Raw genomic sequence first — 25,075 nt, forward strand, 5'->3', positions numbered from 1 at the left:
TGTCGACTACCGTTCGTCGGATGCCATGGCCCGGGTGCCCGGCCAGCTAGAATGCCCACCCGCCTTCACATCGCTGCTGGAACTGCCATGGCCAAGCTTGGAACTCCGTTGTCCCCCTCCGCCACCCGCGTGCTGCTGCTGGGCTCGGGCGAACTCGGCAAGGAGGTGGCCATCGAGCTGCAGCGGCTGGGTGTGGAGGTGATCGCCGCCGACCGTTACGCCGACGCGCCGGCGATGCAGGTCGCACACCGCTCGCACGTGATCGACATGCTGGACGCGATGGCCCTGCGCGCGCTGATCGCCCAGGAGCAGCCGCACCTGGTAGTGCCGGAGATCGAGGCCATCCACACCGAGACCCTGGTCCAGCTGGAACAGGAGCAGGGCCTGCGGGTGATCCCGACCGCGCGTGCTGCACGCCTGACCATGGACCGCGAAGGCATCCGCCGCCTGGCCGCCGAAACCCTGGGCCTGCCGACCTCGCCGTACCGCTTCGTCGATACCGAGGCCGAGTACCGTGCTGCCGTGGCCGCCATCGGCCTGCCGTGCGTGGTCAAGCCGGTGATGTCGTCCTCGGGCAAGGGCCAGAGCACCCTGCGCAGCGAGGCGGACATCGCCCCGGCGTGGGACTACGCGCAGACCGGTGGCCGCGCCGGTGCGGGCCGCTGCATCGTCGAAGGTTTCATCGATTTCGACTACGAGATCACCCTGCTGACCGTGCGCCATGCCGGTGGCACCTCGTTCTGTGCGCCGATCGGCCATCTGCAGAAGGATGGCGACTACCGCGAAAGCTGGCAGCCGCAACCGATGTCGAGCGCGGCACTGGCGCGTGCCGAAGAGATCTCGCGCGCGATCACCGACGACCTCGGTGGCTGGGGCCTGTTCGGCGTGGAGCTGTTCGTGAAGGGTGATGAGGTGTGGTTCAGCGAAGTGTCGCCGCGCCCGCACGACACCGGCCTGGTGACGCTGGTATCGCAGGAGCTGAGCGAGTTCGCGCTGCACGCGCGCGCCATCCTCGGCCTGCCGATTCCGGTGATCCGCCAGAGCGGCCCGTCGGCCTCGTGCGCGCTGCTGGCGCACGGCGAGGGCGTGCCGTACTTCAACAACGTCGCCGCCGCCCTGCACGTGCCGGACACCGCCGTGCGCCTGTTCGGCAAGCCGAGCGTGCACGGCCATCGCCGCGTGGGCGTGACCCTGGCGCGCGCGGAAACCATTGACGAAGCACGCGCCATCGCGCGTGATGCCGCCGACGCCATCGGCGTCGAACTGCGCCCGTAAGAAAGGAGCGACGACCAACGGTCGTCGCCTACCCAAACCCGGTGGGTACCGACCGTTGGTCGGTACAGATTTCCGTGCAGTCGACTAACAGTCGACTCTACCGCACATCCACCCACACCAGGTGGTGGTCGCTGCCGTCGGCGATCTTCGCCTCCGGGCTTTCATTGGCCGGCCAGAAGATGCCGCTGCCGATGTACTCGAAACCGGTCGAGGGCAGTACGTAGTCCAGGCGCATGGTGCCGGACTTCGGGCCGAAGTCGCCGGTGGCGTGGAACGGTGCGCCCTTGCGCTCGATGCCCTTGGCCGCATAGGCCAGGCTGGTCTGCTCACCGCCGACGCTGCGCGGGGTGGGGTAGCGCAGCACGCGGGCGTTCTCGATCAGCTCGACGATCGCCTCATGGCGGCCATCGCCGTCGACCGGGTCGTTGTTGAGGTCGCCCAGGATCACGAAGCGTGCGTCCTGCGCCAGGCCACCGCACTGGCCCTTGTCGTCACACAGCCACGGCTTGTCACCCTTGGAAAGGTACTCCTGCCACAGGCGCAGCTCGTCGTGGTTGCGCGCCGCGTTGCGCTTCTCCGGGCCGTCGAACACCGGCGGGGTCGGGTGCGAGACCAGCGCATGCACCACGCCGGCCGGGGTCTTCACCGGCACGTCCCAATGCGACTTCGACGACAGGCGCAGCTGCGACCACACCTGGTCGTTGTAGAAGCTCTGGCCGGTACGCGGATCGACCGGGCGGATGGCACCCGGCATCGCACTCCATTTCAGCAGCTGGAAGCTGCGTACCTTGGCTTCATCGATCGGGTAACGCGACAGCACCAGCATGCCGTACTGGCCCGGGTGCAGGCCGTAGCCCCACGCATCGTTGCCGCGGCTGCGGCCTTCGCCGCCGACCACGCCGTTGTTGTCCAGGTCCAGGCCACTGGGCACGCCGGTATTGACCGGGGCCAGATAGCGGTAGGCGAAATGCAGCGGCTTGCCGCCGCCGGGCTGGGCGACTTCCAGGTAGCGCTTCTGGAACAGGTCGGCGGCGCGATGGGCGTCGTCGAAATCGAATTCGTTCAGCAGCACCAGATCCGGGCGCACCTGCTGCAGTACCGCGGCGATCTTGCGTGCGTGCTCGCTGTCGCCTTCCAGTTCCTTGATCAGGCCACCGGCGTCGTCGGAGTACAGCGAGGTGTTGTAGGTAGCCAGGCGCAGCGCAGTGGACGGCTTTTCGGTCATCGCGGGGGACGTGGCGAAGGCAGGGGCGGTGGCGCCGCAGAGCAGGGCCAGGGCGAGGATCAGGGGATGGCGGCGGGTCATGTTCATGGGCCGTATTGTGCACCTGGCCTGGTGTCAGCGGTTTGTCAGCGCCCGTCCAGTTCGTTGTCGAAATCGTGCCAGCGGCGGCCGTCGTACGCCTCCAGCGGATGGAAGCGGCGCTTGTAGTCCATCTTCTGGTGGCCGCGGATCCAGTAGCCCAGGTACACGTGTGGCAGGCCCTCGCGGCGCGCCCATTCAATCTGCTGCAGGATCGCGAAGGTGCCCAGCCCGCGCGCGGCGTGGTCCGGGTCGAAGAACGTGTAGACCGCCGACAGGCCGTGCTCGGTGACGTCGGTCACCGCCACCCCCAGCAGTTGGCTGGGCTGGCCGTCGTGGCCGGGCAGGCGCATTTCCATGAAACGGGTGTGCGACCAGCTGCCGATCAGGAACTGCTCGAATTCGTGCGGGCCGTGGTCGTCCATGCCGCCATTGGCGTGGCGGTGGGTGAGGTAGCGGCGATACAGCGCGAACAGGTCGTCGCGGGCGGTGGCGGCGGTGATCCGTACCTCCAGGTCGGCATTGCGGGCGGCGCAGCGGCGCTGGCTGCGGTCCGGAGCGAAGCGCGCCACCGGGATCCGCACCGCCACGCAGGCCTGGCAGTGCGCGCAATGGGGCCGGTAGACCAGATCGCCGCTGCGGCGGAAGCCCCAGCTCAGTGCCAGCGGATAGAGCGCACCGAGGCGCCGGTCGTTCGGGTCCAGCACCAGGTCGCGTGCCACCCGGTCCGACCAGTACCCGCAGGGGTGCTCGCCGGTCTGGAAAAGTCGCAGTTCGTCGTCTCTGTCGCCATGCATCGCCATGGGCACAGCATAGCCCCAGGTTGTCGCAGTGGCGGCGACTGTCCGCCGGATGAATGGCACCGGCAGCGGCGTCAACCGATGTCGCGCCCGGGCGTTGTTGTCCCCCGAGGGTGAAGTGATCACCCCGACGCTGTTCCCATCCCCAGGAGTGACCTCATGATCCGTAACCCCCTGCTGCTGGCCCTGCTGCTCGGCACCTCCGCTTCCGGTATCGCGCTCGCTGCCGACACCCCGGCCACGCCCGCGCAGCGTCCGGCCAAGCTGGACACCAACGGCGACGGCGTCATCGACCGCGGCGAAGCCGCTGCCAACCCGCGCCTGGCCGCGAAGTTCGACGAGCTGGACAAGAACAAGGACGGCAAGCTCTCGCGCGATGAGCTGCCGCGCTGGAAGCATGGTCGCCGTGGCCACGGCGGTGAGCGCTGGGCCAAGCTGGACGTCAACAAGGACGGCCGCATCAGCCGCGAGGAAGCCAAGGCCGATCCGCGCCTGGCCGCGCGCTTCGACCAGCTTGATCTGAACAAGGACGGCTATCTGGACAAGGCCGACCGCGAGCTGCGTATGAAGCAGCATCGTGATGCCTGGTTCGCTGCCGCCGACACCAACAAGGACGGCCAGCTGAGCAAGGCCGAGTTCGACGCCGCCAAGGGCCCGATGCACGGTGGCCCGCGCCATGGCGGTCCGCGCGACGGTGGCGCACCGGCGCCGCAGCGCTGAGGGTCGACGCAGTGAATGACGACAACGCCGGCAGACTGCCGGCGTTGTCCGTTATACGTTTCCGCTGCGCATCAATGCATACACCACCAGGGCGATCACGAAGACGTTCGCGCCGATGATGCCGGTGCGCCCGTAGACGGATTCGTATTGCCAGTTGGTTCCGCTGCGGCCGCGCCGCGCCGAATCACGCGCGATCATGGGGGCCATCACGCGCTGCAGCGGCACCAGGCACTGGTAGTTCACCGTACCCAGGCCGATGACGAGAATGGCAAGTTGCAGCCACAGCGGCACCTGCAGCATCAGCGAAACCAACAGGCTGGTGCAGACGACCATCGCAGTGAACGTATTGAGGTGCACGAACCGTCGCACGGCCGCCCGTTCCTGCGGGGTGTCTGCGAAGCGCAGCAGGAAGCGGCCCCCCAGATAGCTGCCGATGATGCCACCGACGACGCCCCCGGCAACGGCGGCCCAGTTGCTGGCGGGTATCAGGTGCAGCTGGCTGGCGGCGGCCGTCAGTGAACCCATGGCTGCGCCGCCTGCGGCACTGACGCCGCCCAGGCCCAGCTTGCTGCCGCCCACGCCGACGCCGGTGCTGAGCAGGATCGCGGCACTGGCGGTGCCGGGTGCGGCCACCAGGACCATCGACACCACGGCGGTGGCGAATGCAGCGCTCGGCGCGCTGCTGCGTGCGAACTCACCGAAGCGCTGCAGCAGGCCGTCGCGCACCAGGGTGCGGGCGCGCGACAGGCGCTTGCGCACCGCCGCGTCGCTGAGACCGAGCAGGTCGGCCACTTGCTGCGAGCGCTGGCCTTCGCGGTAGTACAGCAACAGCACTTCGCGGCTGTCGGCGGGTAGGGTGGAGATGATGTCCTCGGCGGCGATTTCTTCCTCCACCCGCTGCAGGCGATCGGCGGCGCCCGGCGACGGATCTGCGGCCATCCCCATCGCCACCTCGGCCGCCTCGCCGGTCAGTGGACGGCCACGCTGGGCGCGCAGCCAGTCGCGGGCCAGGTTGCGGGTGATCTGCCGCAGCCACGGCAGGAAGCTGGTCGCGCTGCGCAGCTGGTGCAGCTGCTGCCAGCCCTTCACAAAGGCTTCCTGGGCAATGTCCTCGCTGGCCTGGCGGTCGCGGGTGATGGCCAGCGCGATGGCGGTGACCGTGTTCTGGCAGGCCAGCACGATGCGGCCGTAGGCGTGCTGGCAACCGCTGGCGGCAGCGGGCAGTTCGCGTTCCAGGGTCTGGTCGATCGATGCGGCGAACGTCGTCATGGCGGCGGCTCTCCTGCTGGGATTGTGTCCCATGACGGAGCTGCGCGCCCAATGTGACCGCAGATGCTGATGCATCTGCGGTCCGCGCATTCCACCTCATCCCCGCGCCGTTGGCGCGCCCCCTTGAACAACAAGGGGGCTCCAATCCTGACGGGTTACGGTGAAGTCGCGGCCCTGCTGCCAGGCCGCTGTGCTCGCCGGGCATGGCCCGGCGCTACCGCCTCTTACTTGGAGGGCTGGATACGGACCCGGATTTCTTCCTCTTCCGGCGCGGCCTGAGGGGCCGGTTGCGCCTGCTGCGGCTGGGCCTGCGCGGCAGGTGCCGGGGCGCCGCGATGGCGCAGGCCGATCACCAGCGCCACGCCGGCGATCACCACCAGCAGGGCGATGCGGATGCGCCAGGCCCAGCCGCGGCCGCTGCCGCTCGTTTCGGCGGTGTCGCGGAAGGCGAACTCGGCGGTTGGGTGGTCGCGGCGGGTGGTGTCGAGCAGGCGGGCCTCGCGCAGGATTTCGCGTGCGCGCGGCTGATCGTCGGCGCGCACGATCCAGACTGCCGGGTAGGCGTTGGCGTTGCCAAGGTCGGTATAGCTGAACTGACCGCGGCGGCGGGTCTTGTACGAGCGCCCGTTGGTCACCTTGACGTCGATGCCGTGCTCGCGCAGCAGGTCGGCTACGCCTTCGACGGTTTCCACGCGCTGGCTGCTGAAGATCTGGCGCATCGGTTTACTCCTTGGCCGGCACGGCGGCGGCCGCGGCCTGGTCGGGAACCACGCGGATCAGGCCCTCCTGCGCGGTACTGGCCACCAGCACGCCGTTGCGGGTGAAGAACTGGCCGCGGGCCAGGCCGCGCGAATCCTGCGCGCTGGGGCTGTCCAGGGAGTACAGCAGCCAGTCGTCGGCGCGGAACGGGCGATGGAACCAGATCGCGTGGTCGAGCGAGGCCATCTGCACGTGCGGGTGGTAATAGCTGATGCCGTGCGGGAAGGTTGCCGTTCCCAGCAGGTGGAAATCGGAGGCATAGGCCAGCAGCGCCTGGTGCAGTTCCGGGGCGTCGCCGACCGGCTCGCTCAGGCGCAGCCACACCTGGTGGTAGGGCGGACGCTTGGGCGGGTTCAGTTCGTCACGCGGGTAGACATGGCGGAACTCGAACGGGCCGCCGCGCGACAGCCAGCGCTGCACCTTGATCGGCAGCCGCTCCAGCACTTCGGCCGGCAGCGGACGGTTCGGTTCGATGTCTTCCGGCTGCGGCACTTCGGGCATCTTGTGCTGGTGCTCGGCGCCGGTCTCGGCCTGCTGGAACGAGGCCGCGCAGAAGAAGATCACCTTGCCGTGCTGGATCGCAGTGACCCGGCGTACCGAGAAGCTGCCGCCGTCGCGGGTGCGGTCCACGTCGTAGACGATCGGGTGGTCGATGTTGCCGGCGCGCAGGAAGTAGGCGTGCAGTGAGTGCACGTGGCGGCCGTTGTCGACCGTGGCCTGGGCCGCGGCCAGCGCCTGGCCCAGCACCTGCCCGCCGAACACGTACTTGGTGCCGATGTCGCGGCTCTGCCCGCGGAACAGGTTGTCCTCCAGCCGCTCCAGGGTGAGCAGGTCGATCAGCTCGGAGACGACGGGTTCGGGCGTGTCGTTCAAGGGGGCGGCCACGGCAGTGAAAGAGGGCCTGATTATACCGGTCAGGGGTCAGTTCCCTTTCGCCCGGCGAAAGGGATCTGACCCCGGGCGAGGCAACCGCTATTTGCCGAGGCGGGCCACGAGCGCCTGCAGGGCGTTCTGTGCGTCCGGCGCAAACCAGGCCTCGACGAAGCGGTCGAGCTGGATCAGGTCCGGCTGCAGCGCCACGTGCAGATCCGCGCGGGCGATGGCGCGGGTCAGCAGCATCGGCTGGCGCGGCTGCTTGAGCAGGTTCTGCAGCCAGGCCACGGCACGCGCGACCACCAGGTCACCTTCGGCCAGTTCGTCGACCAGGCCGATCTGCAGCGCCTGTTCGGCCGGCACCAGCGAACCGGTGGTCAGCAGGACACCGGCGCGGTGCACGCCCACCGCACGGCGCAGCAGGCGCTGGATGCCCTCCGGTGCGATCAGGCCGACCTGCACTTCGTTCAGGCCGATGGCATACGGTCGCGACGGATCGGCGCTGCGCGCCATGACGCGGTAGTCGCAGCACAGGGCCAGCACGCAGCCACCCGCCGGGGCGTGGCCGGTGATCGCCGCGACCACCGGAATGCGGCTCTCGGCCAGCGTGCGCACGGCGCCAAAGAAGGCGTTCCAGGTGTCCAGCAACTTGTGCTTGTCATCTCCATGCGAGAGCAGGTGCGGCACGTCCATGCCGCCGGTGAAGATGCGCTCGCTGCCCGACAGCACGATGCCGTGCGCGTCTTCGGCCATGGCCAGCTCGATGGCATGGATCAACTGCCGGCACAGTTCGGTGTCCAGTGCGTTGACCGGCGGCCGCGCCAGGCGCAGTTCGCGAATTGGGCCATGGTTGATCACCTCGATGAGCGTCGTCATGCTGCGGTCTCGTTGCGAAGAAGGAACCTGGACGATGATAACCAAACCATTCGTTGGCGTACTGTTGGTTCTGTGTGCGGCCGCAGCATCGGTTTCGGCGGCGGAACCGGCCTGCGTCACGGTGGAGCAGGGCTGGGCGCGGTTGCCACCGAATCCGGCGATGCCGATGACCGCCGGCTACGGCGTGATCCACAACGGCTGCAGCAAGGCGGTGGTGATCACCGGCGCAAGCAGTGCGGTGTTTGGCGATGTGTCGCTGCACGAAACCACCATCGTCGATGGGGTCAGCCGGATGCGCGCGATCGAGCGCCTGCCACTGGCACCGGGCGCGCGTGCCGAGCTCAAGCCCGGTGGCCTGCACCTGATGCTGATGCAGGGCAAGGGCCCGTTGAAGGAAGGCCAGGCGCTGCCGCTGCGGCTGCAGCTGGAAGGCGGTGGCGAAGCGAGTGCGGCGCTGACCGTGCGCAAGGCTGCGCCGTAGCGGGATGGTAGTGCCGGCCGCTGGCCGGCAGCACAGGAAATGCCGGCCAGCAGCCGGCACTACTGCGGGGGCTTACGTCCAGTCGTACGAGAACAGCACCGTGCGGCTTTCCGGCTCGTACAGCATCACGATCGCATCGGCACCGGTGGCGCACCAGTTGTAGCCGGCCACGTCGGCCACGGCGAAGAACGTGTTGCCATTGCGGGTGATGATCACCGTTTCAGCATCGTCCGCAGCGTTGGGGTCATCGGCAGCGTCGGTGAAGCCCAGTTCGAATGCCGCGGGAATCTCCGCGGTCTCGATCCAGTTGCCACAGGAAATCCGTCCCCCCAGCGTATCCAGGTAATCGCGCTCGCTGGCCTCACCGTTGCCGTAGCGCGAGTAGCAGGCGAGACGGCCGTGCGCGGCATGGTAGTCGCGGGCCTTGGCGTAGCTCTCGCGCATCTGTGCGATGTGTTCCTGCGCGTGCTTGTCCTGCACCGCGTCGCCGATGAAATAGCCCTCGTTGCCGAGAAAGCGCATCTCGTTGCCGGCGGTCAGTTCGAAGGCGATCCAGTTGGTGCCGGTGAAATCGTTGTGGTGTTCTTCGGTGGTCTCGCCGATGCAGCCGTCATACGGCTCGATCGGGCACAGCATCGTTGCCACCTGGCCGGCCAGTTCCGGGCGCAGCACGCCCAGGTCGATCTTCAGCAGCGGCAGCAGATGCTGGGCGAGCCACGCCTGGTCAGCGGGGAAGACGTCGGTGGGGAAGGGGACCATGCCGGGCAGCAGGTCGCTCAGTTCAGTCTGGTGGATCATGTCAATCCTTTGAATTGCAACGGTAGCGCCGGGCCATGCCCGGCGGACCAGACGCCGACCAAGGTCGGCATCTACCAGAAGCGGATCAGCTCGACGCGCTGCGGATCGCCTCCGGCAGCGGTGCGCTCCTGCCGGTCTGCGTATCCATCCAGACCACCACCACGTTACCGTCGGAATACAGCTTCGAATCGTCCTGCTGGTCGACGATGCGGTGGCCGATGGTCACGCTGCTGTTGCCCAGGCGCTCGACGAACAGCTCGACCAGGATGTCGTTGGGCCACACGATCGGCAGCCGGTAGTTGACGTTGGTCGCGGCCACCACCGGTGCGATGCGGTCGGTCATCGACACGCCTTCAACGCCCAGCATCCAGCGCACGCGGGCTTCTTCCAGATAGGAAATGTACTTGGCGTTGTTGACGTGGCCCATGCTGTCCATGTCGCGCCACCGCACGCTGATCGGGATGCGGGCCAGGATCTTGTGTTCGCTGCTCATCAGGCGTCCTTCTTCTTGCGGGTCGTCGCGGTCTTGCTGGTCTTGCCGGTGCTCTTGGCAGCCACCGCCTTCTTCGCCGGCTTCTCAGGCTTCACCTTGCGTGGCGGACGGGCGTCGGGCTTGTTGGCCACCGCAGCCGGTTGCTCCGGGCGCGCGCTGGTGGAGGGCAGCATGCGGGCCAGGAACTGGCCGGTGTACGACTGCGGGCAGGCCGCCACGTCCTCCGGCGTGCCGGTGACCAGGATGGTGCCACCGCGATGGCCGCCTTCCGGTCCCAGATCCACAATCCAGTCGGCGGTCTTGATCACGTCCAGGTTGTGCTCGATCACCACCACCGTGTTGCCTTCGTCGCGCAGCTTGTGCAGCACGCCCAGCAGCGCCTCGATGTCGTGGAAGTGCAGGCCGGTGGTCGGCTCGTCGAGGATGTACAGGGTGCGGCCGGTATCGCGGCGTGACAGTTCCTTGGACAGCTTCACGCGCTGCGCTTCACCACCGGACAATGTGGTCGCGCTCTGGCCCAGCTTGATGTAGCTCAGGCCGACGTCGACCAGCGTTTCCAGCTTGCGCGCGATCGACGGCACCGGCTCGAACAGCTTCAGCGCATCCTCGACGGTCATTTCCAGCACGTCGTTGATGTTGAAGCCCTTGTACAGGATCTCCAGCGTCTCGCGGTTGTAGCGCTTGCCATGGCAGACATCGCACGGCACGTACACGTCCGGCAGGAAGTGCATTTCGACCTTGATCAGGCCATCACCCTGGCAGGCTTCGCAGCGGCCGCCGCGCACGTTGAAGCTGAAGCGGCCCGGCGAATAGCCACGCGCACGCGCTTCGGGCACCTGTGCGAACAGTTCGCGCAGGGGAGTGAACAGGCCGGTGTAGGTGGCCGGGTTCGAACGCGGGGTGCGGCCGATCGGCGACTGGTCGATGTCCACCACCTTGTCGAACAGGTCCAGGCCATCGATCTCCTTGTAGGGAGCGATCGGATGCGAGGCGCCGTTGATCTCGTTGGCGGCCAGCGAGAACAGGGTGTCGTTGATCAGGGTCGACTTGCCCGAGCCGGACACGCCGGTCACGCAGGTCAGCAGCCCCGACGGAATCGCCAGGTCCACGCCCTTCAGGTTGTTGCCGGTCGCCCCGCGCAGATGCAGGGTCATTTTCGGGTTCGGGGTGTGCCGGCGCGCCGGGATCTCGATCGCGCGCTTGCCCGAAAGGTACTGGCCGGTCAGCGAGCGTGGTGCCTCCAGGATGTCCTGCAGGGTGCCCTGGCCGACGATCTCGCCGCCGTGCACGCCCGCGCCCGGGCCGATGTCCAGCACATAGTCGGCCAGCCGGATCGCATCCTCGTCATGCTCGACCACGATCACCGTGTTGCCCAGGTCACGCAGGCGGGTGAGGGTGCCGAGCAGGCGTTCGTTGTCGCGCTGGTGCAGGCCGATCGACGGCTCGTCGAGCACGTACATCACGCCGACCAGACCGGCGCCTATCTGGCTGGCCAGGCGGATGCGCTGCGCCTCGCCTCCGGACAAGGTGTCGGCCTTGCGCTCCAGGGTCAGGTAATCCAGGCCGACATCGACCAGGAAGCCGAGGCGTTCGCCGATCTCCTTGACGATCTTCGCGGCGATCTCGCCGCGCCAGCCCGGCAGGCTCAGTTCGCTGAAGAACTTCAGTGCCTCGTCGATCGGCAGCACCACCAGCTCCGGTAGCGGACGATCGGCCACGAACACGTTGCGTGCCGCCTTGTTCAGGCGCGCGCCGTTGCATTCCGGGCACGGCTGTTCGCTGATGTACTTGGACAGCTCCTCGCGCACCGCCGGCGATTCGGTTTCCTTGTAGCGGCGTTCGAGGTTGGGAATGATGCCCTCGAAGCGATGCTTGCGCTGGGTGCGGCCACCGGCTTCGGTGAAGTAGGTGAAGGTGATCGTTTCGTCGCCGCTGCCGTACAGCACGGCCTGCTGGATCTTGGCCGACAGCGAGTTCCACGCGGCGTCCACGTCGAACTTGTAGTGCTTGGCCAGCGAGGCGATCAGCTGGAAGTAGTAGGCGTTGCGACGGTCCCAGCCACGCACCGCACCAGCGGCCAGCGACAGCTCCGGGTGCACGACCACGCGCGAAGGGTCGAAGAACTCGGCGATGCCCAGGCCATCGCAGCCGGGGCAGGCGCCCATCGGCGCGTTGAAGGAGAACAGGCGCGGTTCCAGCTCGGGCAGCGAGTAATCGCAGACCGGGCAGGAGTACTTGGAGGAGAACAGGGTTGGCGCGGTCTCGGCGTTGTCCAGGCTCTGCACCGAGGCCATGCCGTCGCCCAGCTTCAGCGCGGTCTCGAAGCTCTCGGCCAGGCGCTGCTTGATGTCCTCGCGCGGGCGGAACCGGTCGATCACCGCTTCGATGGTGTGCTTCTGGCGCAGCGCCAGCGGCGGCACCGCGTCGATTTCATACAGCTCGCCGTCCACGCGCACGCGCACGAAGCCCTGCGCACGCAGCTGGTCGAAGACCTGCGCATGCTCGCCCTTGCGGTCGCGGATGACCGGGGCCAGCAGCATGTAGCGCTGTTCCGGGTCCAGGGTCAGCACCTGGTCGACCATCTGGCTGACCGTCTGCGCCTCCAGCGGGTAGCCGTGGTCCGGGCAGCGCGGGGTGCCGACGCGGGCGTACAGCAGGCGCAGGTAGTCGTAGATCTCGGTGATGGTGCCGACGGTCGAACGCGGGTTGTGCGAGGTCGACTTCTGCTCGATCGAGATGGCCGGGGACAGGCCCTCGATGTGGTCCAGGTCCGGCTTTTCCATCACGCTCAGGAACTGCCGTGCATAGGCCGACAGCGACTCGACGTAGCGGCGCTGGCCTTCTGCATAGATGGTGTCGAACGCCAGCGAGGACTTGCCCGAGCCGGACAGGCCGGTGATCACGATCAGCTTGTCGCGGGGCAGGTCGAGGTCGAGGTTCTTCAGATTGTGCGTCCGCGCGCCGCGGATGCGGATGAAATCCATCGCCATGGGGGATCCGGTTGTGGGGGCGTTGGCTGGGTGCCGGGCCAGCAGGGAACGGCAATCGGTCAGCCTACCGAGGTGACCAGATGGGGGCAATGGGCGACAATGCCAGCCCGATGTCTCACCTGATGAGACAGGCCGACAGCTTTGTGTAGAGCCGGGCCATGCCCGGCTGCCTGGGCCCCGGACCGTTCAGCCGGGCATGGCTGGGCCCTACAGGGCCGGCCCCGGGCTGTGCAGGGGTTGACTTGACCCGCGCCCGCTGATCTGCGTAAAATTCCGCTCCTGTCCGCCCTCGATGGCGGCAGCTCAGACCACAATAACTACAGAGGAAGGCCTGGTCATGTACGCAGTACTGGTCACCGGCGGTAAGCAATACCGCGTGGCGCAGGGCGAAAAGCTCCGCATTGAAAAGCTCGAAGTCGAAGTCGGCAGCGAGATCAAGTTTGACAACATCCTGATGCTGGGTGACAGCGACGGCGTGAAGCTGGGCGATGCGCTGAAGGGCGCTGCCGTCACCGCCAAGGTCCTGTCCCAGGGTCGTGCTGACAAGGTCCGGATCATCAAGTTCCGTCGCCGCAAGCACCACATGAAGCGTCAGGGTCACCGTCAGTACTACACCGAAATCGAGATCACCGGCATCGCCGGCTAAGCATCAGGAGAAGCAGTCATGGCACATAAAAAGGGCGTAGGCTCCTCGCGCAACGGTCGCGACTCCAACCCGAAGTACCTGGGCGTCAAGATCTTCGGCGGCCAGGCCATCGAAGCCGGCAACATCATCGTGCGTCAGCGCGGCACCCAGTTCCACCCGGGTTCGGGCGTTGGCCTGGGCCGTGACCACACCCTGTTCGCCCTCGTGGACGGCAAGGTGGAGTTCTCGGTCAAGGGCGCCAAGAAGCGTCGTACCGTCAGCATCGTCTCGGCCGACGCCTGATCCAGGCATCGCCGGCACCCATGCCCCGGCATGGCTGTGCTGGATGAAGAGCACGTTGCATGGAGAGCCCCGCTTCGGCGGGGCTTTTCGTTAGAGTGAACGCAAGACCGGCCATGCCGGGTTGTCGGCCCGCGGCCGGCATGACATTCAAGGCGACGGCAGTCAGGCCGCGCCCATCGCAGGCATCGAAACAATGAAACTGGTAGACGAAGCAGAAATCGAAGTGTTCGCCGGCAACGGCGGCAACGGCTGCATTGGCTTCCGTCGCGAGAAGTTCATTCCGCTCGGCGGCCCGGACGGCGGCGACGGCGGTGCGGGCGGCAGCGTGTACATCCGCGCCGACGAAAACCTGAACACCCTGGTCGACTTCCGCCATGAGCGCATCTTCAAGGCGCAGCGCGGCGAGAACGGCATGGGCCGCCAGGCCTATGGCAAGGGCGGCGAAGACCTGACCATCACCGTGCCGGTCGGCACCGTGGTGATCAACGTTGCCACCGATGAAGTCATCGGCGACCTGACCCAGCACGGCGACCGCCTGCTGGTGGCCAAGGGCGGTCGCGGTGGCCTGGGCAACATGCACTTCAAGAGCTCGACCAACCGCTCGCCGCGCCAGGCGCTGCCGGGCGAGCCGGGCGAAGAGCGCACGCTGAAGCTGGAGCTGAAGCTGCTGGCCGATGTCGGCCTGCTGGGCTTCCCCAACGCGGGCAAGAGCACGCTGATCCGTGCCGTTTCGGCGGCAACGCCGAAGGTGGCCGATTACCCGTTCACCACGCTGTACCCGAACCTGGGTGTGGTGAAGGTGGAGAACCACCGCAGCTTCGTGATTGCCGATATTCCGGGCCTGATCGAAGGCGCGGCGGATGGTGCCGGCCTGGGCGCGCAGTTCCTGCGCCACCTGCAGCGCACCCGCCTGCTGCTGCACCTGGTGGACATCTCGCCGATGGAAGGTGGGGTGGAAGGCATTTCCCCGGTCGAGCAGGTGCGTGCGATCGAGCGCGAACTGGAAAAGCACGATCCGGAGCTGCTGCAGAAGCCGCGCTGGCTGGTGCTGAACAAGGCTGACCTGATGTTCGAAGACGAAGCGAAGGCCGCGGCCGAGCAGATCGTCGCCGAGCTGGGCTGGAAGGAGCCGTGGTTCCTGGTCTCGGCGCTGGGCCGCGAAGGCACCTTCCCGATCATGAGCCGGATCATGGCGTTCTTCGATCGCCAGAAGGAAGACGAGCTGGAAGCCCGCAACGCGCAGTGATGCCGTTGTGGTTCCGTGCGAAAAACCCGGCTTCGGCCGGGTTTTTCATTTGGTAGTGCCGGCCGCGCGGCCCCGCGGATCGCCCGGACCGCAGGCAACAAAAAACCCGGCCGAGGCCGGGCTTTTGTCTGCAGCCCAAACCCCGAAGGGCAGGGCGGCAACGCCGGATCAGGCGGCCTTGAGGGCCTTGATGCGGTCGTTCAGGCGGCTCTTATGGCGAGCAGCCTTGTTCTTGTGGATCAGGCCACGCGCGCTGAAGCGATCCAGGATCGGCTGGGCAACGGCGAAGGCGGCTTCGGCGCCGGCGGCATCGTTGGCGTCCAGCGCCTTGATCACTTTCTTGACAGCGGTGCGCAGCATCGAGCGCTGAGCCACGTTGCGCGCGTTGCGCACGACGGTCTGCTTGGCGCGCTTCTTGGCGGACTTGATATTGGCCACGGTGGTGGTTTCCTGAAAAAATCGGTGTTATGGGAACAGCAAGCTAGCTAGTATGATGGCCCGAGAAATGTACGTCAAGTCGATTGTCAAGAGGGACGCTGAGTGAGTTCACCGAAGATGTTGCGAGGCCTGCTGTCGTTCAGCAGCATGACCATGGTCTCGCGGGTGCTCGGACTTGTCCGGGACCAGGTGATCACCACCACGTTCGGCACCAATGCGGTCACCGATGCGTTCTGGGTCGCCTTCAGGGTACCCAATTTCCTGCGCCGGTTGTTCGCCGAAGGCTCGTTCGCCACCGCTTTCGTGCCCGTGTTCACGGAAGTGAAGGAAACCCGCAGCCACGCCGAACTGCGTGAACTGATGGCCCGTACCGCCGGCACCCTGGGTGGGGTGCTGATGCTGGTCACCGCCGTGGCGCTGATCTTCGCACCGCAGCTGGCCTCGGTCTTCTCAAGCGGCGTTGATACCGACCCGGTGAAGCAGGGCCTGCTGATCGACCTGTTCCGCCTGACCTTCCCGTTCCTGTTGTTCGTCTCTCTCACCGCGCTGGCCGGCGGTGCGCTGAACAGCTTCCAGCGCTTCGCCATGCCGGCGCTGACCCCGGTCATCCTCAACCTGTGCATGATCGCCGGTGCGCTGTGGCTGGCCCCGCGGCTGGGCGGCACTCCAGAGAAGCAGATCCTGGCACTGGGCTGGGCGGTACTGGCCGCCGGTATCCTGCAACTGCTGTTCCAGCTGCCCTCACTGAAGGGCATCAACCTGCTGACCCTGCCGCGCTGGGGCTGGCGCCACCCGGGCGTGCGCAAGGTGATGACGCTGATGGTGCCGACCCTGTTCGGCTCGTCGGTGGCGCAGATCAACCTGCTGCTGGACACCGTCATCGCGGCCAAGCTGACCGATGGCTCGCAGTCCTGGCTGTCGCTGGCCGACCGCTTCCTGGAGCTGCCGCTGGGCGTGTTCGGCGTGGCGCTGGGCACGGTGATCCTGCCGGCGCTGGCCCGCCACCACGTGAGTACTGACCGCGAGGGCTTCTCGCGCTCGCTGGACTGGGGCCTGCGCATGACCCTGCTGATCTCGGTGCCGGCCATGCTGGGCCTGCTGCTGCTGGCCGAGCCGCTGATCGCGACCATCTTCCAGCATGGCCAGTTCAGCGCCTTCGACACCCGCATGACCGCGCTGTCGGTGTACGGCCTGAGCTTCGGCCTGCCGGCGTTCGCCCTGTTGAAAGTGGTGCTGCCGGCGTTCTACGCCCGCCAGGACACCAAGACTCCGGTCCGTGCCGGTGTGGCCGCGCTGGTGGCCAACATGGTGTTCAACTTCGCGCTGCTGGCCGTGCTGTACCAGGTGATGGTGCCCGATGAGCTGAAAGCGCAGGGCGTAATGGCGGCCATCGGCAAGCAGCCGGGCCTGCACCTGGCGCTGGGCATTGCCAGCGCACTGTCCAGTTACCTGAACCTGGGCCTGTTGTGGTACTGGCTGGGCAAGACCGACGTCTACCAGCGCCGGCCGGGCTGGGGCGGCTATCTGCTGCGCCTGCTGCTGGCCTGTGCGGCCATGGTTGGTGTGCTGCTGGCCCTGTTGCACTGGCTGCCAGCGTTCTCCGCGATGGGTGTCTGGGAGCGGATCGGCAGCCTGTCGCTGCTGGTCGGCGGTGGCGGTGCGACCTACGCGGTGGCCATGCTGGCGATGGGCTTCCGCGCGCGCGACCTGCGTGGGCATTGATCGCGGCCCGTGGCGGCTATACTTCAGGGTTACACCATTGAAGCGGCGGCCCCGGTCGGGCCGGAACGAGAGTTGATGAGCAGGCTGTTCAGAAGCGTCGAGGGCGGGGAGCTGTTCCCGAACGGAAGCGTGGTCTGTATCGGTGCATTCGACGGCCTCCACCTGGGTCATCGTGCGCTGGTCCGCCACGCGGTTGCCCGCGCGCGCGCCTTGGGCGTGGCCGCGGTGGCCGTGGCGTTCGAGCCGCTGCCGCGTGAATTCTTCGCCCAGGGCACGCCGCCGCCGCGGCTGACCCTGGCCCGCAGCAAGGTCGAGATCCTGCGCGAGCTCGGTGTCGATGCGATCGGCCTGCTGCGTTTCGACGCGGCAATGGCGGCGATGCCGGCCGAGACCTTCGTGCACCAGCTGCTTGTCAATCGCCTGAGTGCGCGTGAGGTCTGGATCGGGCCGGAGTTCTGCTTCGGCAACCGCCGTCGCGGCGACCTGGCCCTGCTGCAAAAGATGGGCGCCGAACTGGGCTTCACCGCGGGTGAAATCGAAGCGGTCGACCTGCATGGCGAGCGCATCTCCAGCACCCGCATCCGCCAGCTGCTGCAGGAGGGCGACTTCGCCCGCGCCAACGATCTGCTGGGCCGACCGTACGCGATCAGCGGCCGGGTGGTGCGCGGGCGCCAGCTCGGCCGTACGCTGGGCTTCCCCACCGCCAACCTGCGTTTCCCGAAGACCCCTGCGCTGTCGGGCATCTACGCGACCTGGGTGCACGGCGTGTTCGACCAGCCGTGGCCGTCGGTGTCCAGCTTCGGCACGCGGCCGACGGTGGAGGGCGTGGAGCCGCTGCTGGAAGCCCACCTGTTCGATTTCCAGGGCGACCTGTACGGTCGACACATCGAAGTGGAATTCGTCGCCAAGCTGCGCGACGAAGAGAAATTCAATGATCTGGCGGCCCTGACCGACCAGATGCACCGCGACGCCGAACAGGCGCGCGCCATCCTTTCCGAACATAGATTGCGAGCCACTGCGTGAGCCAGGACTACAAGACCACCCTGAACCTGCCAGCCACCGAATTCCCGATGCGCGGCGACCTGCCCAAGCGCGAGCCGGGCATTCTGGCGCAGTGGGAAGCGCAGGGGCTCTACCAGCAGCTGCGCGACAACGCCGCCGGCCGCCCGTTGTTCGTGCTGCACGATGGCCCGCCGTACGCCAACGGCCGCATCCACCTGGGCCACGCGGTCAACAAGATCCTGAAGGACATCATCGTCAAGTCGCGCTACCTGGCCGGCTTCGATGCACCCTACGTGCCGGGCTGGGACTGCCATGGCCTGCCGATCGAGATCGCGGTCGAAAAGAAGTGGGGCAAGGTCGGCACCAAGCTCGACGCCGTTGAATTCCGGCAGAAGTGCCGCGAGTTCGCCGAAGAGCAGATCAACATCCAGCGCGTGGACTTCAAGCGCCTGGGCGTGACCGGTGACTGGGACAACCCGTACAAGACCCTGAGCTTCGACTTCGAAGCCAACGAGATCCGTGCGCTGGCCAAGGTCGTGGCCAATGGCCACCTGGTCCGCGGCGCCAAGCCGGTGTACTGGTGCTTCGACTGTGGCTCGGCGCTGGCCGAGGCCGAGATCGAATACCAGGAAAAGGAATCGCCGGCGATCGACGTGGCCTACGCCGCGCGTGATGCGCAGGCCATCGGGCAGGCGTTCGGCGTGAGCGTGCCGGCCGACGTCGAAGTGGCGGTGCCGATCTGGACCACCACCCCGTGGACGCTGCCGGCCTCGCTGGCGGTGTCGCTGGGTGCGGAAATCAACTACGTGCTGGCCGAAGGCCCGGCGCACAACGGCAAGCGCCGTTGGCTGGTGCTGGCTGCCGCGCTGGCCGAGCGCGCACTGCAGCGCTACGGCGTGGACGAAGTGGTGCTGCACGGTGAAACCACCGGCGCGGCGCTGGAAAACCAGCTCCTGGCGCATCCGTTCTACCCGGAACGCGGGATCCTGGTGCTCAACGGCGACCATGTGTCCGACGAGGACGGTACTGGTGCGGTGCATACCGCCCCCGGCCATGGCCAGGAAGACTTCGTGGTCAGCCAGAAGTACGGCCTGCTGGACAAGTACAACGCCGGTCAGGTGACCCCGATCGACGGCCGTGGCGTGTACCTGGAATCGACCCCGCCGGCCGGTGACGTGGTGCTGGCTGGCCAGCACCTGTGGAAGGCGCAGGAGGCCATCGTCGGCGTGCTGCGCGACAACGGTTCGCTGCTGGCGTTCCATCCGATCCGCCACAGCTACCCGCACTGCTGGCGCCACAAGACGCCGGTGGTGTTCCGCGCCACTCCGCAGTGGTTCATCTCGATGGACAAGGCCAACCTGCGCAACGATGCGCTGGCCGCCATCGACACCGTCGGCTGGTTCCCGACCTGGGGCAAGGCGCGCATCCAGAGCATGGTCGACGGTCGTCCGGACTGGACCATCTCGCGCCAGCGCACCTGGGGTGTGCCGATCGCACTGTTCACCCATCGCCAGACCGGCGAGATCCACCCGCGTTCGGTGGAACTGATGCAGCAGGTCGCCGACCGCGTCGAAGCCGAGGGCATCGACGTGTGGTATTCGCTGGATGCTGCCGAACTGCTGGGTGCCGAAGCGTCCGACTACGAGAAGGTCACCGACATCCTCGACGTCTGGTTCGATTCGGGCGTGACTCATGAGGGCGTGCTCGCCGCGCGTGGCTTCGGCAAGCCGGCCGACCTCTACCTTGAAGGTTCCGACCAGCATCGCGGCTGGTTCCAGTCCTCGCTGCTGACCGGCGTGGCGATCGACAAGCGCGCCCCGTACAAGCAGTGCCTGACCCACGGCTTCACCGTGGACGAGCACGGCCGCAAGATGTCCAAGTCGCTGGGCAACGGCATCGAGCCGCAGGACATCATGAACAAGCTGGGCGCGGACATCCTGCGCCTGTGGATCGCCTCGGCCGACTACAGCAACGAGATGTCGCTGTCGCAGGAGATCCTCAAGCGCAATGCCGACGCCTACCGTCGCCTGCGCAATACCGCACGCTTCCTGCTCGGCAACCTGGACGGTTTCGATCCGGCCCAGCACCTGCAGCCGCTGGATCAGATGGTCGCGCTGGACCGTTGGATCGTGCATCGCGCGTGGGAGCTGCAGGAGAAGATCAAGGCGGCCTACGACGGCTACAACATGGCCGAGATCGTGCAGCTGCTGCTGAACTTCTGCAGCGTGGACCTGGGCTCGCTGTACCTGGATGTGACCAAGGACCGCCTGTACACGATGCCGACCGATTCGCACGGTCGCCGTTCGGCGCAGAGCGCGATGTACCACATCGCCGAAGCGTTCACCCGCTGGGTCGCACCGATCCTGACCTTCACCGCCGACGAGCTGTGGGGCTACCTGCCGGGCGAGCACGCCGGCCACGTGCTGTTCACCACCTGGTACGACGGCCTGGCGCCGCTGCCGGCCGATGCGCAGCTCAACGCCGCCGATTTCGACCAGCTGCTGGCTGTGCGCGAGCAGGTGGCCAAGGTGCTGGAACCGATGCGCGCCAACGGTGCCATCGGTGCCGCGCTGGAAGCGGAAATCACCATCGCCGCCAGCGAAGAGCAGGCCGCGCGCTGGCAGCCGCTGGCCGATGAACTGCGTTTCCTGTTCATCAGTGGTGACGTGCAGGTGCGTCCGGCGACCACCGACGAGGTGTTCGTCAGCGCCCAGCCGACCACCAAGGCCAAGTGCGTGCGTTGCTGGCACCACCGCGCCGACGTCGGCAGCAATGCCGATCATCCGGAGCTGTGCGGTCGCTGCGTGAGCAACATCACCGGTGCCGGTGAAGTGCGGAGCTGGTTCTGATGGCCGCGCCCCGTCCACATCCGAACGCCCTGGTCTGGCTGCTGCTGTCGGCGGCGATCATCGGCCTGGACCAGTGGTCCAAGGCCTGGGTCCTGTCGAGCCTGCCGGAGTTCCAGCCGGTGGTGGTCATCGACGGCTTCTGGAACTGGTACCGCACCTACAACACCGGCGCTGCGTTCAGTTTCCTGAGCGACGCCGGTGGCTGGCAGAAGCACTTCTTCACCGTGCTGGCGATCGCCATCAGCGGCCTGATGGCCTGGTGGCTGCGCGGCACCGCCCGTGGCAACTGGAAGGCCGCCGTGCCGTATGCGCTGATCATCGGCGGGGCCATCGGCAACGTGATCGACCGCCAGGTGCACGGCCACGTGGTCGATTTCATCCAGTGGTACGTGGGCAGCTACACCTGGCCCTCGTTCAACATCGCCGATTCGGCCATCGTGGTGGGTGCCATCGGCATCGCCCTGTTTGGCCTGTTCGACGGCAAGTCCGCCAAAAAGGCGGATAATGCCAATCCGAAACCGTAAGCCGGCCGCTGCCGGGAGATTGAACTGATGGATGTGCTGCTCGCCAACCCGCGTGGTTTCTGTGCCGGTGTCGATCGTGCGATCGAGATCGTCAAGCGCGCGATCGAAACGCTGGGCGCACCCATCTACGTCCGCCATGAAGTGGTGCACAACCGCTTCGTGGTCGACGACCTGAAGCAGCGCGGCGCGATCTTCGTCGAAGAACTCGATGAAGTGCCGGACAACAACACAGTCATTTTCAGCGCCCATGGCGTGTCCCAGGCCGTGCGCCAGGAAGCCGATCGTCGTGGCCTGAAGGTGTTCGACGCCACCTGCCCGCTGGTGACCAAGGTGCACTTCGAGGTCGCCCGCCACTGCCGTGCCGGCCGTGACGTGGTGCTGATCGGCCACGCCGGTCACCCGGAAGTGGAAGGCACCATGGGCCAGTGGAACCGCGAAGCCGGCACCGGCCAGATCTACCTGGTGGAGGACGTGGAGCAGGTTGCCACGCTGCACATCAACCAGCCGGAAAACTTCGCCTACACCACCCAGACCACGCTGTCGGTGGACGACACGCGCGGCATCATCGATGCATTGCGCGAGCGCTTCCCGGCGATGCAGGGCCCGAAGAACGACGACATCTGCTACGCCACGCAGAACCGCCAGGACGCCGTGCGCGACCTGGCCAAGCGCTGCGACCTGGTGCTGGTGGTAGGTTCGCCGAACAGCTCCAACTCCAACCGTCTGAGCGAGCTGGCCCGCCGTGAGGGCGTGGAGTCGTACCTGATCGACGGCGCGCACGAGATCGATCCGGCGTGGGTGGCAGGCAAGCAGCACATCGGCGTGACCGCAGGTGCCTCGGCGCCGCAGGTGCTGGTCGACGGCGTGCTCGCGCGCCTGGCCGAGCTGGGCGCCAGCGGCGTGGGCGAACTGGACGGCGAACCGGAATCGATGGTGTTCGCGCTGCCGAAGGAACTGCGGTTGCGGTTGGTCGACTGACCGCGGAAGCGCCTCATCCACGCATGGCGTGGATCTACTGAAACTGCTCTGGCGGGTGCGAACCTGGGTTCGCACGCTTTTTCGCATGCAAGGATGGGCGGCCTGCCCATGACCTTTGGCCATGGGGCGGGGCACGTTACAGGCCTAGCATCGGAAGATTCTCCGTTGTTGGAAGTTGCCCGATGAAGACCCGAGCCTTGGCGATGTCGTTGCTGTTCGCGCTGGCGGCCACGCCTGCACTGGCGCAGACCTCGCCACCGGCGAACGCGGCGGCTGCCGGCCTGCTGCGCATCGAGGTCGACGCGCGCGATCTGGCCCGTCGCATCTTCAAGGTGACCGCCACGGTGCCGGCCAAACCCGGCCCGATGACCCTGCTGTACCCGCAGTGGATTCCCGGCAACCATTCGCCCACCGGCCCGATCGATAAATTGGCCGGCCTGCGCGTGACCGCCAACGGCAGGCCGCTGGCCTGGCAGCGCGATCAGTACAACGTCTATGCGTTCAAGGTGAACGTGCCGGAGGGCGCCAGCGAGATCGTCGCCCACTTCGATTTCCTGTCTTCGCAGGGTGGCAGCCAGGGGCGGGTGGTGATGACTCCGGAGATGCTCAACCTGCAGTGGAACGCCAACTCGCTGTATCCGGCCGGCGTCGATGCGCGCCAGCTGCAGGCGCAGGCCAGCGTGACCTTGCCCAAGGGCTGGTCATTCGCCACTGCGCTGGAAACCGCGCGCCGCGACGGCGACACCGTGGTGTTCAAGCCGATCTCCTACGATCACCTGGTCGATTCGCCGCTGTTTGCCGGCGAGCACTATCAGCGCATTGATCTCGATCCGGGCGCGAAGGTACCGGTGCACCTCAATGTGTTTGCCGACGACGCCAAGTCGCTGAAGCCGAGCGAGGCGCAGATCATGATGCACCGCGCGCTGGTGCAGCAGGCCGACAAGCTCTACGGTGCGCGCCACTACAACCACTATGAGTTCCTGCTGGCATTGACCGACCGCCTCGGTGGCATCGGCCTGGAGCATCACCGTTCCAGCGAGAACAGTGCCGATCCGGGCTACTTCACCGAGTGGGACAGCAACGCGTGGATGCGTGACCTGCTGCCGCACGAGTACACCCATTCCTGGAACGGCAAGTACCGTCGCGGCGCCGACCTGGCCACCGCCAACTTCAACGTGCCCATGGGCGACAGCCTGCTGTGGGTGTACGAAGGGCAGACCCAGTTCTGGGGGCAGGTGCTGGCAGCACGCTCGGGGTTGTGGTCGGCTGCGCAGGCGCGCGACATGCTGGCCAATGTGGCCGCGACCTATGACCGTGGCCGCCCGGGCCTGGCCTGGCGTCCGCTGCAGGACACCACCAATGACCCGACCATCGCCCAGCGTCGCACGCTGCCGTATCGCAACTACCAGATGAGCGAGGACTACTACTCCGGCGGCCAGATGCTGTGGCTGGAAGTGGAGGGCAAGCTGCGCGAACTGAGCGGCAACCGCCGCAGCCTGGACGACTTCGCGCGCGCCTTTTTCGGCGTCGGCAATGGCGACTGGGACGTCAATCCGTACACCTTCAATGACGTGGTCGCGACCTTGAACGGCATCGCGCCGTACGACTGGGCCACGTTCCTGCGCGGGCGCCTGGACGGCCACGGTTCGTTGACTGGCGGCCTGGAGCTGGCGGGTTGGAAGCTGGTCTACCGCGATACCCCGAACGATGCCTACAAGGCGCAGGAGAAGCGCGCGAAGGCGGCGCTGCTGGCGTACTCGCTGGGTGCGACCGTGCTCGACAACGGCACGGTCGGTGATGTGATCTGGGACAGCCCGGCCTTCAACGCCGGTCTTGCACCTGGCATGAAGGTGATCGCGGTGGGCGGGCGCGAGTACAGCAGCCAGCGCTTGAAGGACGCGGTGGCTGCGGCAGCGAAGGACAAGGCGCCGATCATGTTGCTGGTGAAGCAGTTCGACCGCATTGAAACCATGAGCATCGCTTACCACGGTGGCCTGCAGTACCCGGTGCTGGAGCGCATCACCGGCAAGCCCGACCGCCTTGCAGATCTGTGGAAGGCGCGATGAAATCGCGCGCCCGCGATGGCGTGGTCCTGTTGATGGCGATCCTCGCCATCGTCGGCGCGTTCCTGCACGGCGATGGGCGATGGCTGCACTGGCTGGCCAAGCCCGCGACCACGCTGCTGATCGCGGCCATCGCCTGCCGTGTGCATGATCCGGCGCAGCCGTTCTACCGCCGCGCGGTGCTGGCCGGCATGCTGCTGTCGTGCGTGGGCGACATCGCGCTGATGCTGCCGATGGATGCGTTCGTGCCGGGACTGGTCGCGTTCCTGCTGGCGCATGTCTGCTACATCGTCGCCTTCCGCGATGGCCTGCGTGCCGGGCGTGGGCTGCTGGCCGCCAGCGTCCTGCTGGCGGCCTTTGCCGTACTCAATGTGCTTGGCCTGTGGCCGCACCTGCCGGTGCCGATGCGTGTGCCGGTGCTGGCATACGTGGTGGTGCTGGCATCGATGGCAGCGCTGGCCCTGGCACGGCAGTGGCGCAGCCCGCAGCCCGATGCCGTGGACGCCCGAAGCGCCCGCTGGGCCGCGGCAGGTGCATTGCTGTTCGTGGCCAGCGATTCCCTGCTGGCCTGGGACCGCTTCGCCGGTGGCCTGCCGTTGGCCAGCCTGCTGGTGTTGTCCACGTACTACGGCGCGCAGTACGCCATAGCCCGTTCAGTTTTGCCTGGTCATCGCTAGCCTGGCCTCGT

At 66.9% G+C, this 25,075-nt stretch carries 23 protein-coding genes; 13 read left to right on the plus strand and 10 right to left on the minus strand.

The window, feature by feature from the left end:
• Nucleotides 1-87 precede the first annotated feature (87 nt).
• Nucleotides 88-1,275 carry a formate-dependent phosphoribosylglycinamide formyltransferase gene (purT, locus tag M1L61_RS06135; protein WP_099560424.1) on the plus strand — a complete coding sequence of 396 codons (1,188 nt, stop codon included), beginning with the start codon at nucleotides 88-90 and terminating at the stop codon, nucleotides 1,273-1,275.
• Between the two features lie 97 nt (nucleotides 1,276-1,372).
• Here purT and M1L61_RS06140 read toward each other — a convergent pair whose 3' ends face one another.
• A complete protein-coding gene (locus tag M1L61_RS06140; protein ID WP_049411395.1) occupies nucleotides 1,373-2,587 on the minus strand; it encodes an endonuclease/exonuclease/phosphatase family protein in 1,215 nt (404 codons plus the stop codon).
• Between the two features lie 38 nt (nucleotides 2,588-2,625).
• Complete coding sequence (locus M1L61_RS06145; protein ID WP_049411393.1) at nucleotides 2,626-3,381, minus strand: arginyltransferase; 756 nt, start codon at nucleotides 3,379-3,381, stop codon at nucleotides 2,626-2,628.
• A 156-nt stretch (nucleotides 3,382-3,537) separates the two neighbouring features.
• Between M1L61_RS06145 and M1L61_RS06150 the strand changes: the two genes are divergently transcribed.
• Nucleotides 3,538-4,098 (plus strand): EF-hand domain-containing protein, encoded by a 561-nt coding sequence (locus M1L61_RS06150; RefSeq protein WP_049411392.1) that lies wholly within the window; start codon nucleotides 3,538-3,540, stop codon nucleotides 4,096-4,098.
• 51 nt (nucleotides 4,099-4,149) lie between these two features.
• Here M1L61_RS06150 and M1L61_RS06155 read toward each other — a convergent pair whose 3' ends face one another.
• From M1L61_RS06155 to M1L61_RS06170, 4 genes are all read right to left on the minus strand, one after another.
• Nucleotides 4,150-5,367 carry a sigma-70 family RNA polymerase sigma factor gene (locus M1L61_RS06155; RefSeq protein WP_043396739.1) on the minus strand — a complete coding sequence of 406 codons (1,218 nt, stop codon included), beginning with the start codon at nucleotides 5,365-5,367 and terminating at the stop codon, nucleotides 4,150-4,152.
• Nucleotides 5,368-5,591: 224 nt separating this feature from the next.
• Nucleotides 5,592-6,086, minus strand: a complete 495-nt coding sequence (locus M1L61_RS06160) for a pathogenicity-like protein (RefSeq protein WP_049411387.1) — start codon at nucleotides 6,084-6,086, stop codon at nucleotides 5,592-5,594.
• A 4-nt stretch (nucleotides 6,087-6,090) separates the two neighbouring features.
• The gene (gene tesB, locus M1L61_RS06165; protein WP_005412623.1) at nucleotides 6,091-6,999 is read right to left on the minus strand and encodes an acyl-CoA thioesterase II; all 909 of its coding nucleotides are present in this window, start codon (nucleotides 6,997-6,999) and stop codon (nucleotides 6,091-6,093) included.
• Nucleotides 7,000-7,098: 99 nt separating this feature from the next.
• Nucleotides 7,099-7,875 carry an enoyl-CoA hydratase/isomerase family protein gene (locus M1L61_RS06170; RefSeq protein WP_010483336.1) on the minus strand — a complete coding sequence of 259 codons (777 nt, stop codon included), beginning with the start codon at nucleotides 7,873-7,875 and terminating at the stop codon, nucleotides 7,099-7,101.
• 34 nt (nucleotides 7,876-7,909) lie between these two features.
• Here M1L61_RS06170 and M1L61_RS06175 point away from each other — a divergent pair, with 34 nt between their 5' ends.
• Nucleotides 7,910-8,356, plus strand: a complete 447-nt coding sequence (locus M1L61_RS06175; RefSeq protein WP_010483333.1) for a copper chaperone PCu(A)C — start codon at nucleotides 7,910-7,912, stop codon at nucleotides 8,354-8,356.
• A gap of 72 nt (nucleotides 8,357-8,428) precedes the next feature.
• Here the strand turns inward: M1L61_RS06175 and M1L61_RS06180 are convergent, their stop codons facing one another.
• The 3 genes from M1L61_RS06180 to uvrA form a co-directional block, all read right to left on the minus strand.
• The gene (locus M1L61_RS06180; RefSeq protein ID WP_248854449.1) at nucleotides 8,429-9,154 is read right to left on the minus strand and encodes an enolase; all 726 of its coding nucleotides are present in this window, start codon (nucleotides 9,152-9,154) and stop codon (nucleotides 8,429-8,431) included.
• Between the two features lie 85 nt (nucleotides 9,155-9,239).
• Complete coding sequence (locus tag M1L61_RS06185; RefSeq protein ID WP_010483330.1) at nucleotides 9,240-9,647, minus strand: thioesterase family protein; 408 nt, start codon at nucleotides 9,645-9,647, stop codon at nucleotides 9,240-9,242.
• Nucleotides 9,647-12,637 carry an excinuclease ABC subunit UvrA gene (gene uvrA, locus M1L61_RS06190; RefSeq protein ID WP_248854450.1) on the minus strand — a complete coding sequence of 997 codons (2,991 nt, stop codon included), beginning with the start codon at nucleotides 12,635-12,637 and terminating at the stop codon, nucleotides 9,647-9,649. Before uvrA ends, M1L61_RS06185 begins: the two co-directional genes overlap by 1 nt.
• 337 nt (nucleotides 12,638-12,974) lie before the next feature.
• Between uvrA and rplU the strand changes: the two genes are divergently transcribed.
• From rplU to cgtA, 3 genes are all read left to right on the plus strand, one after another.
• Complete coding sequence (rplU, locus tag M1L61_RS06195; protein ID WP_005408557.1) at nucleotides 12,975-13,283, plus strand: 50S ribosomal protein L21; 309 nt, start codon at nucleotides 12,975-12,977, stop codon at nucleotides 13,281-13,283.
• Between the two features lie 18 nt (nucleotides 13,284-13,301).
• Nucleotides 13,302-13,565 carry a 50S ribosomal protein L27 gene (gene rpmA / locus M1L61_RS06200; protein ID WP_005415704.1) on the plus strand — a complete coding sequence of 88 codons (264 nt, stop codon included), beginning with the start codon at nucleotides 13,302-13,304 and terminating at the stop codon, nucleotides 13,563-13,565.
• A 193-nt stretch (nucleotides 13,566-13,758) separates the two neighbouring features.
• Nucleotides 13,759-14,811 (plus strand): Obg family GTPase CgtA, encoded by a 1,053-nt coding sequence (gene cgtA / locus M1L61_RS06205; RefSeq protein WP_134958411.1) that lies wholly within the window; start codon nucleotides 13,759-13,761, stop codon nucleotides 14,809-14,811.
• Nucleotides 14,812-14,979: 168 nt separating this feature from the next.
• Here cgtA and rpsT read toward each other — a convergent pair whose 3' ends face one another.
• On the minus strand, nucleotides 14,980-15,249 hold the full coding sequence (rpsT, locus tag M1L61_RS06210) for a 30S ribosomal protein S20 (protein WP_005408560.1): 270 nt from the start codon (nucleotides 15,247-15,249) through the stop codon (nucleotides 14,980-14,982).
• A gap of 117 nt (nucleotides 15,250-15,366) precedes the next feature.
• Here rpsT and murJ point away from each other — a divergent pair, with 117 nt between their 5' ends.
• The 7 genes from murJ to M1L61_RS06245 all read left to right on the plus strand — a co-directional run bounded on the left by murJ (nucleotide 15,367) and on the right by M1L61_RS06245 (nucleotide 25,064).
• On the plus strand, nucleotides 15,367-16,971 hold the full coding sequence (gene murJ, locus M1L61_RS06215) for a murein biosynthesis integral membrane protein MurJ (RefSeq protein WP_071305668.1): 1,605 nt from the start codon (nucleotides 15,367-15,369) through the stop codon (nucleotides 16,969-16,971).
• A gap of 75 nt (nucleotides 16,972-17,046) precedes the next feature.
• Nucleotides 17,047-17,994, plus strand: a complete 948-nt coding sequence (locus M1L61_RS06220; RefSeq protein WP_010483316.1) for a bifunctional riboflavin kinase/FAD synthetase — start codon at nucleotides 17,047-17,049, stop codon at nucleotides 17,992-17,994.
• Nucleotides 17,991-20,822, plus strand: coding sequence for an isoleucine--tRNA ligase (gene ileS, locus M1L61_RS06225; RefSeq protein ID WP_171954018.1), 2,832 nt, complete (start codon nucleotides 17,991-17,993; stop codon nucleotides 20,820-20,822). The genes M1L61_RS06220 and ileS overlap by 4 nt, the downstream gene beginning before the upstream one ends.
• Entirely contained in the window at nucleotides 20,822-21,346 is a 525-nt protein-coding gene (gene lspA / locus M1L61_RS06230; protein ID WP_019337504.1) for a signal peptidase II, read from the plus strand. The genes ileS and lspA overlap by 1 nt, the downstream gene beginning before the upstream one ends.
• A 27-nt stretch (nucleotides 21,347-21,373) precedes the next feature.
• The gene (ispH, locus tag M1L61_RS06235) at nucleotides 21,374-22,324 is read left to right on the plus strand and encodes a 4-hydroxy-3-methylbut-2-enyl diphosphate reductase (protein WP_010483308.1); all 951 of its coding nucleotides are present in this window, start codon (nucleotides 21,374-21,376) and stop codon (nucleotides 22,322-22,324) included.
• Nucleotides 22,325-22,506: 182 nt separating this feature from the next.
• Nucleotides 22,507-24,390: a M61 family metallopeptidase gene (locus M1L61_RS06240; protein WP_019337506.1), complete on the plus strand. Its 1,884-nt coding sequence runs from the start codon at nucleotides 22,507-22,509 to the stop codon at nucleotides 24,388-24,390.
• Nucleotides 24,387-25,064, plus strand: coding sequence for a lysoplasmalogenase (locus M1L61_RS06245; RefSeq protein WP_019337507.1), 678 nt, complete (start codon nucleotides 24,387-24,389; stop codon nucleotides 25,062-25,064). The genes M1L61_RS06240 and M1L61_RS06245 overlap by 4 nt, the downstream gene beginning before the upstream one ends.
• Nucleotides 25,065-25,075 lie beyond the last annotated feature (11 nt).

Source organism: Stenotrophomonas sp. NY11291 (genome assembly GCF_023277365.1).
Classification (GTDB): domain Bacteria; phylum Pseudomonadota; class Gammaproteobacteria; order Xanthomonadales; family Xanthomonadaceae; genus Stenotrophomonas; species Stenotrophomonas geniculata.

Coding starts and splice junctions, on each gene's coding strand:
- purT (WP_099560424.1), top strand. CDS start 88: ATGGCCAAGCTTGGAACTCCGTTGTCCCCCTCCGCCACCCGCGTGCTG.
- M1L61_RS06140 (WP_049411395.1), bottom strand. CDS start 2,587: ATGAACATGACCCGCCGCCATCCCCTGATCCTCGCCCTGGCCCTGCTC.
- M1L61_RS06145 (WP_049411393.1), bottom strand. CDS start 3,381: ATGGCGATGCATGGCGACAGAGACGACGAACTGCGACTTTTCCAGACC.
- M1L61_RS06150 (WP_049411392.1), top strand. CDS start 3,538: ATGATCCGTAACCCCCTGCTGCTGGCCCTGCTGCTCGGCACCTCCGCT.
- M1L61_RS06155 (WP_043396739.1), bottom strand. CDS start 5,367: ATGACGACGTTCGCCGCATCGATCGACCAGACCCTGGAACGCGAACTG.
- M1L61_RS06160 (WP_049411387.1), bottom strand. CDS start 6,086: ATGCGCCAGATCTTCAGCAGCCAGCGCGTGGAAACCGTCGAAGGCGTA.
- M1L61_RS06170 (WP_010483336.1), bottom strand. CDS start 7,875: ATGACGACGCTCATCGAGGTGATCAACCATGGCCCAATTCGCGAACTG.
- M1L61_RS06175 (WP_010483333.1), top strand. CDS start 7,910: ATGATAACCAAACCATTCGTTGGCGTACTGTTGGTTCTGTGTGCGGCC.
- M1L61_RS06180 (WP_248854449.1), bottom strand. CDS start 9,154: ATGATCCACCAGACTGAACTGAGCGACCTGCTGCCCGGCATGGTCCCC.
- M1L61_RS06185 (WP_010483330.1), bottom strand. CDS start 9,647: ATGAGCAGCGAACACAAGATCCTGGCCCGCATCCCGATCAGCGTGCGG.
- uvrA (WP_248854450.1), bottom strand. CDS start 12,637: ATGGCGATGGATTTCATCCGCATCCGCGGCGCGCGGACGCACAATCTG.
- rplU (WP_005408557.1), top strand. CDS start 12,975: ATGTACGCAGTACTGGTCACCGGCGGTAAGCAATACCGCGTGGCGCAG.
- rpmA (WP_005415704.1), top strand. CDS start 13,302: ATGGCACATAAAAAGGGCGTAGGCTCCTCGCGCAACGGTCGCGACTCC.
- cgtA (WP_134958411.1), top strand. CDS start 13,759: ATGAAACTGGTAGACGAAGCAGAAATCGAAGTGTTCGCCGGCAACGGC.
- murJ (WP_071305668.1), top strand. CDS start 15,367: ATGTTGCGAGGCCTGCTGTCGTTCAGCAGCATGACCATGGTCTCGCGG.
- M1L61_RS06220 (WP_010483316.1), top strand. CDS start 17,047: ATGAGCAGGCTGTTCAGAAGCGTCGAGGGCGGGGAGCTGTTCCCGAAC.
- lspA (WP_019337504.1), top strand. CDS start 20,822: ATGGCCGCGCCCCGTCCACATCCGAACGCCCTGGTCTGGCTGCTGCTG.
- ispH (WP_010483308.1), top strand. CDS start 21,374: ATGGATGTGCTGCTCGCCAACCCGCGTGGTTTCTGTGCCGGTGTCGAT.
- M1L61_RS06240 (WP_019337506.1), top strand. CDS start 22,507: ATGAAGACCCGAGCCTTGGCGATGTCGTTGCTGTTCGCGCTGGCGGCC.
- M1L61_RS06245 (WP_019337507.1), top strand. CDS start 24,387: ATGAAATCGCGCGCCCGCGATGGCGTGGTCCTGTTGATGGCGATCCTC.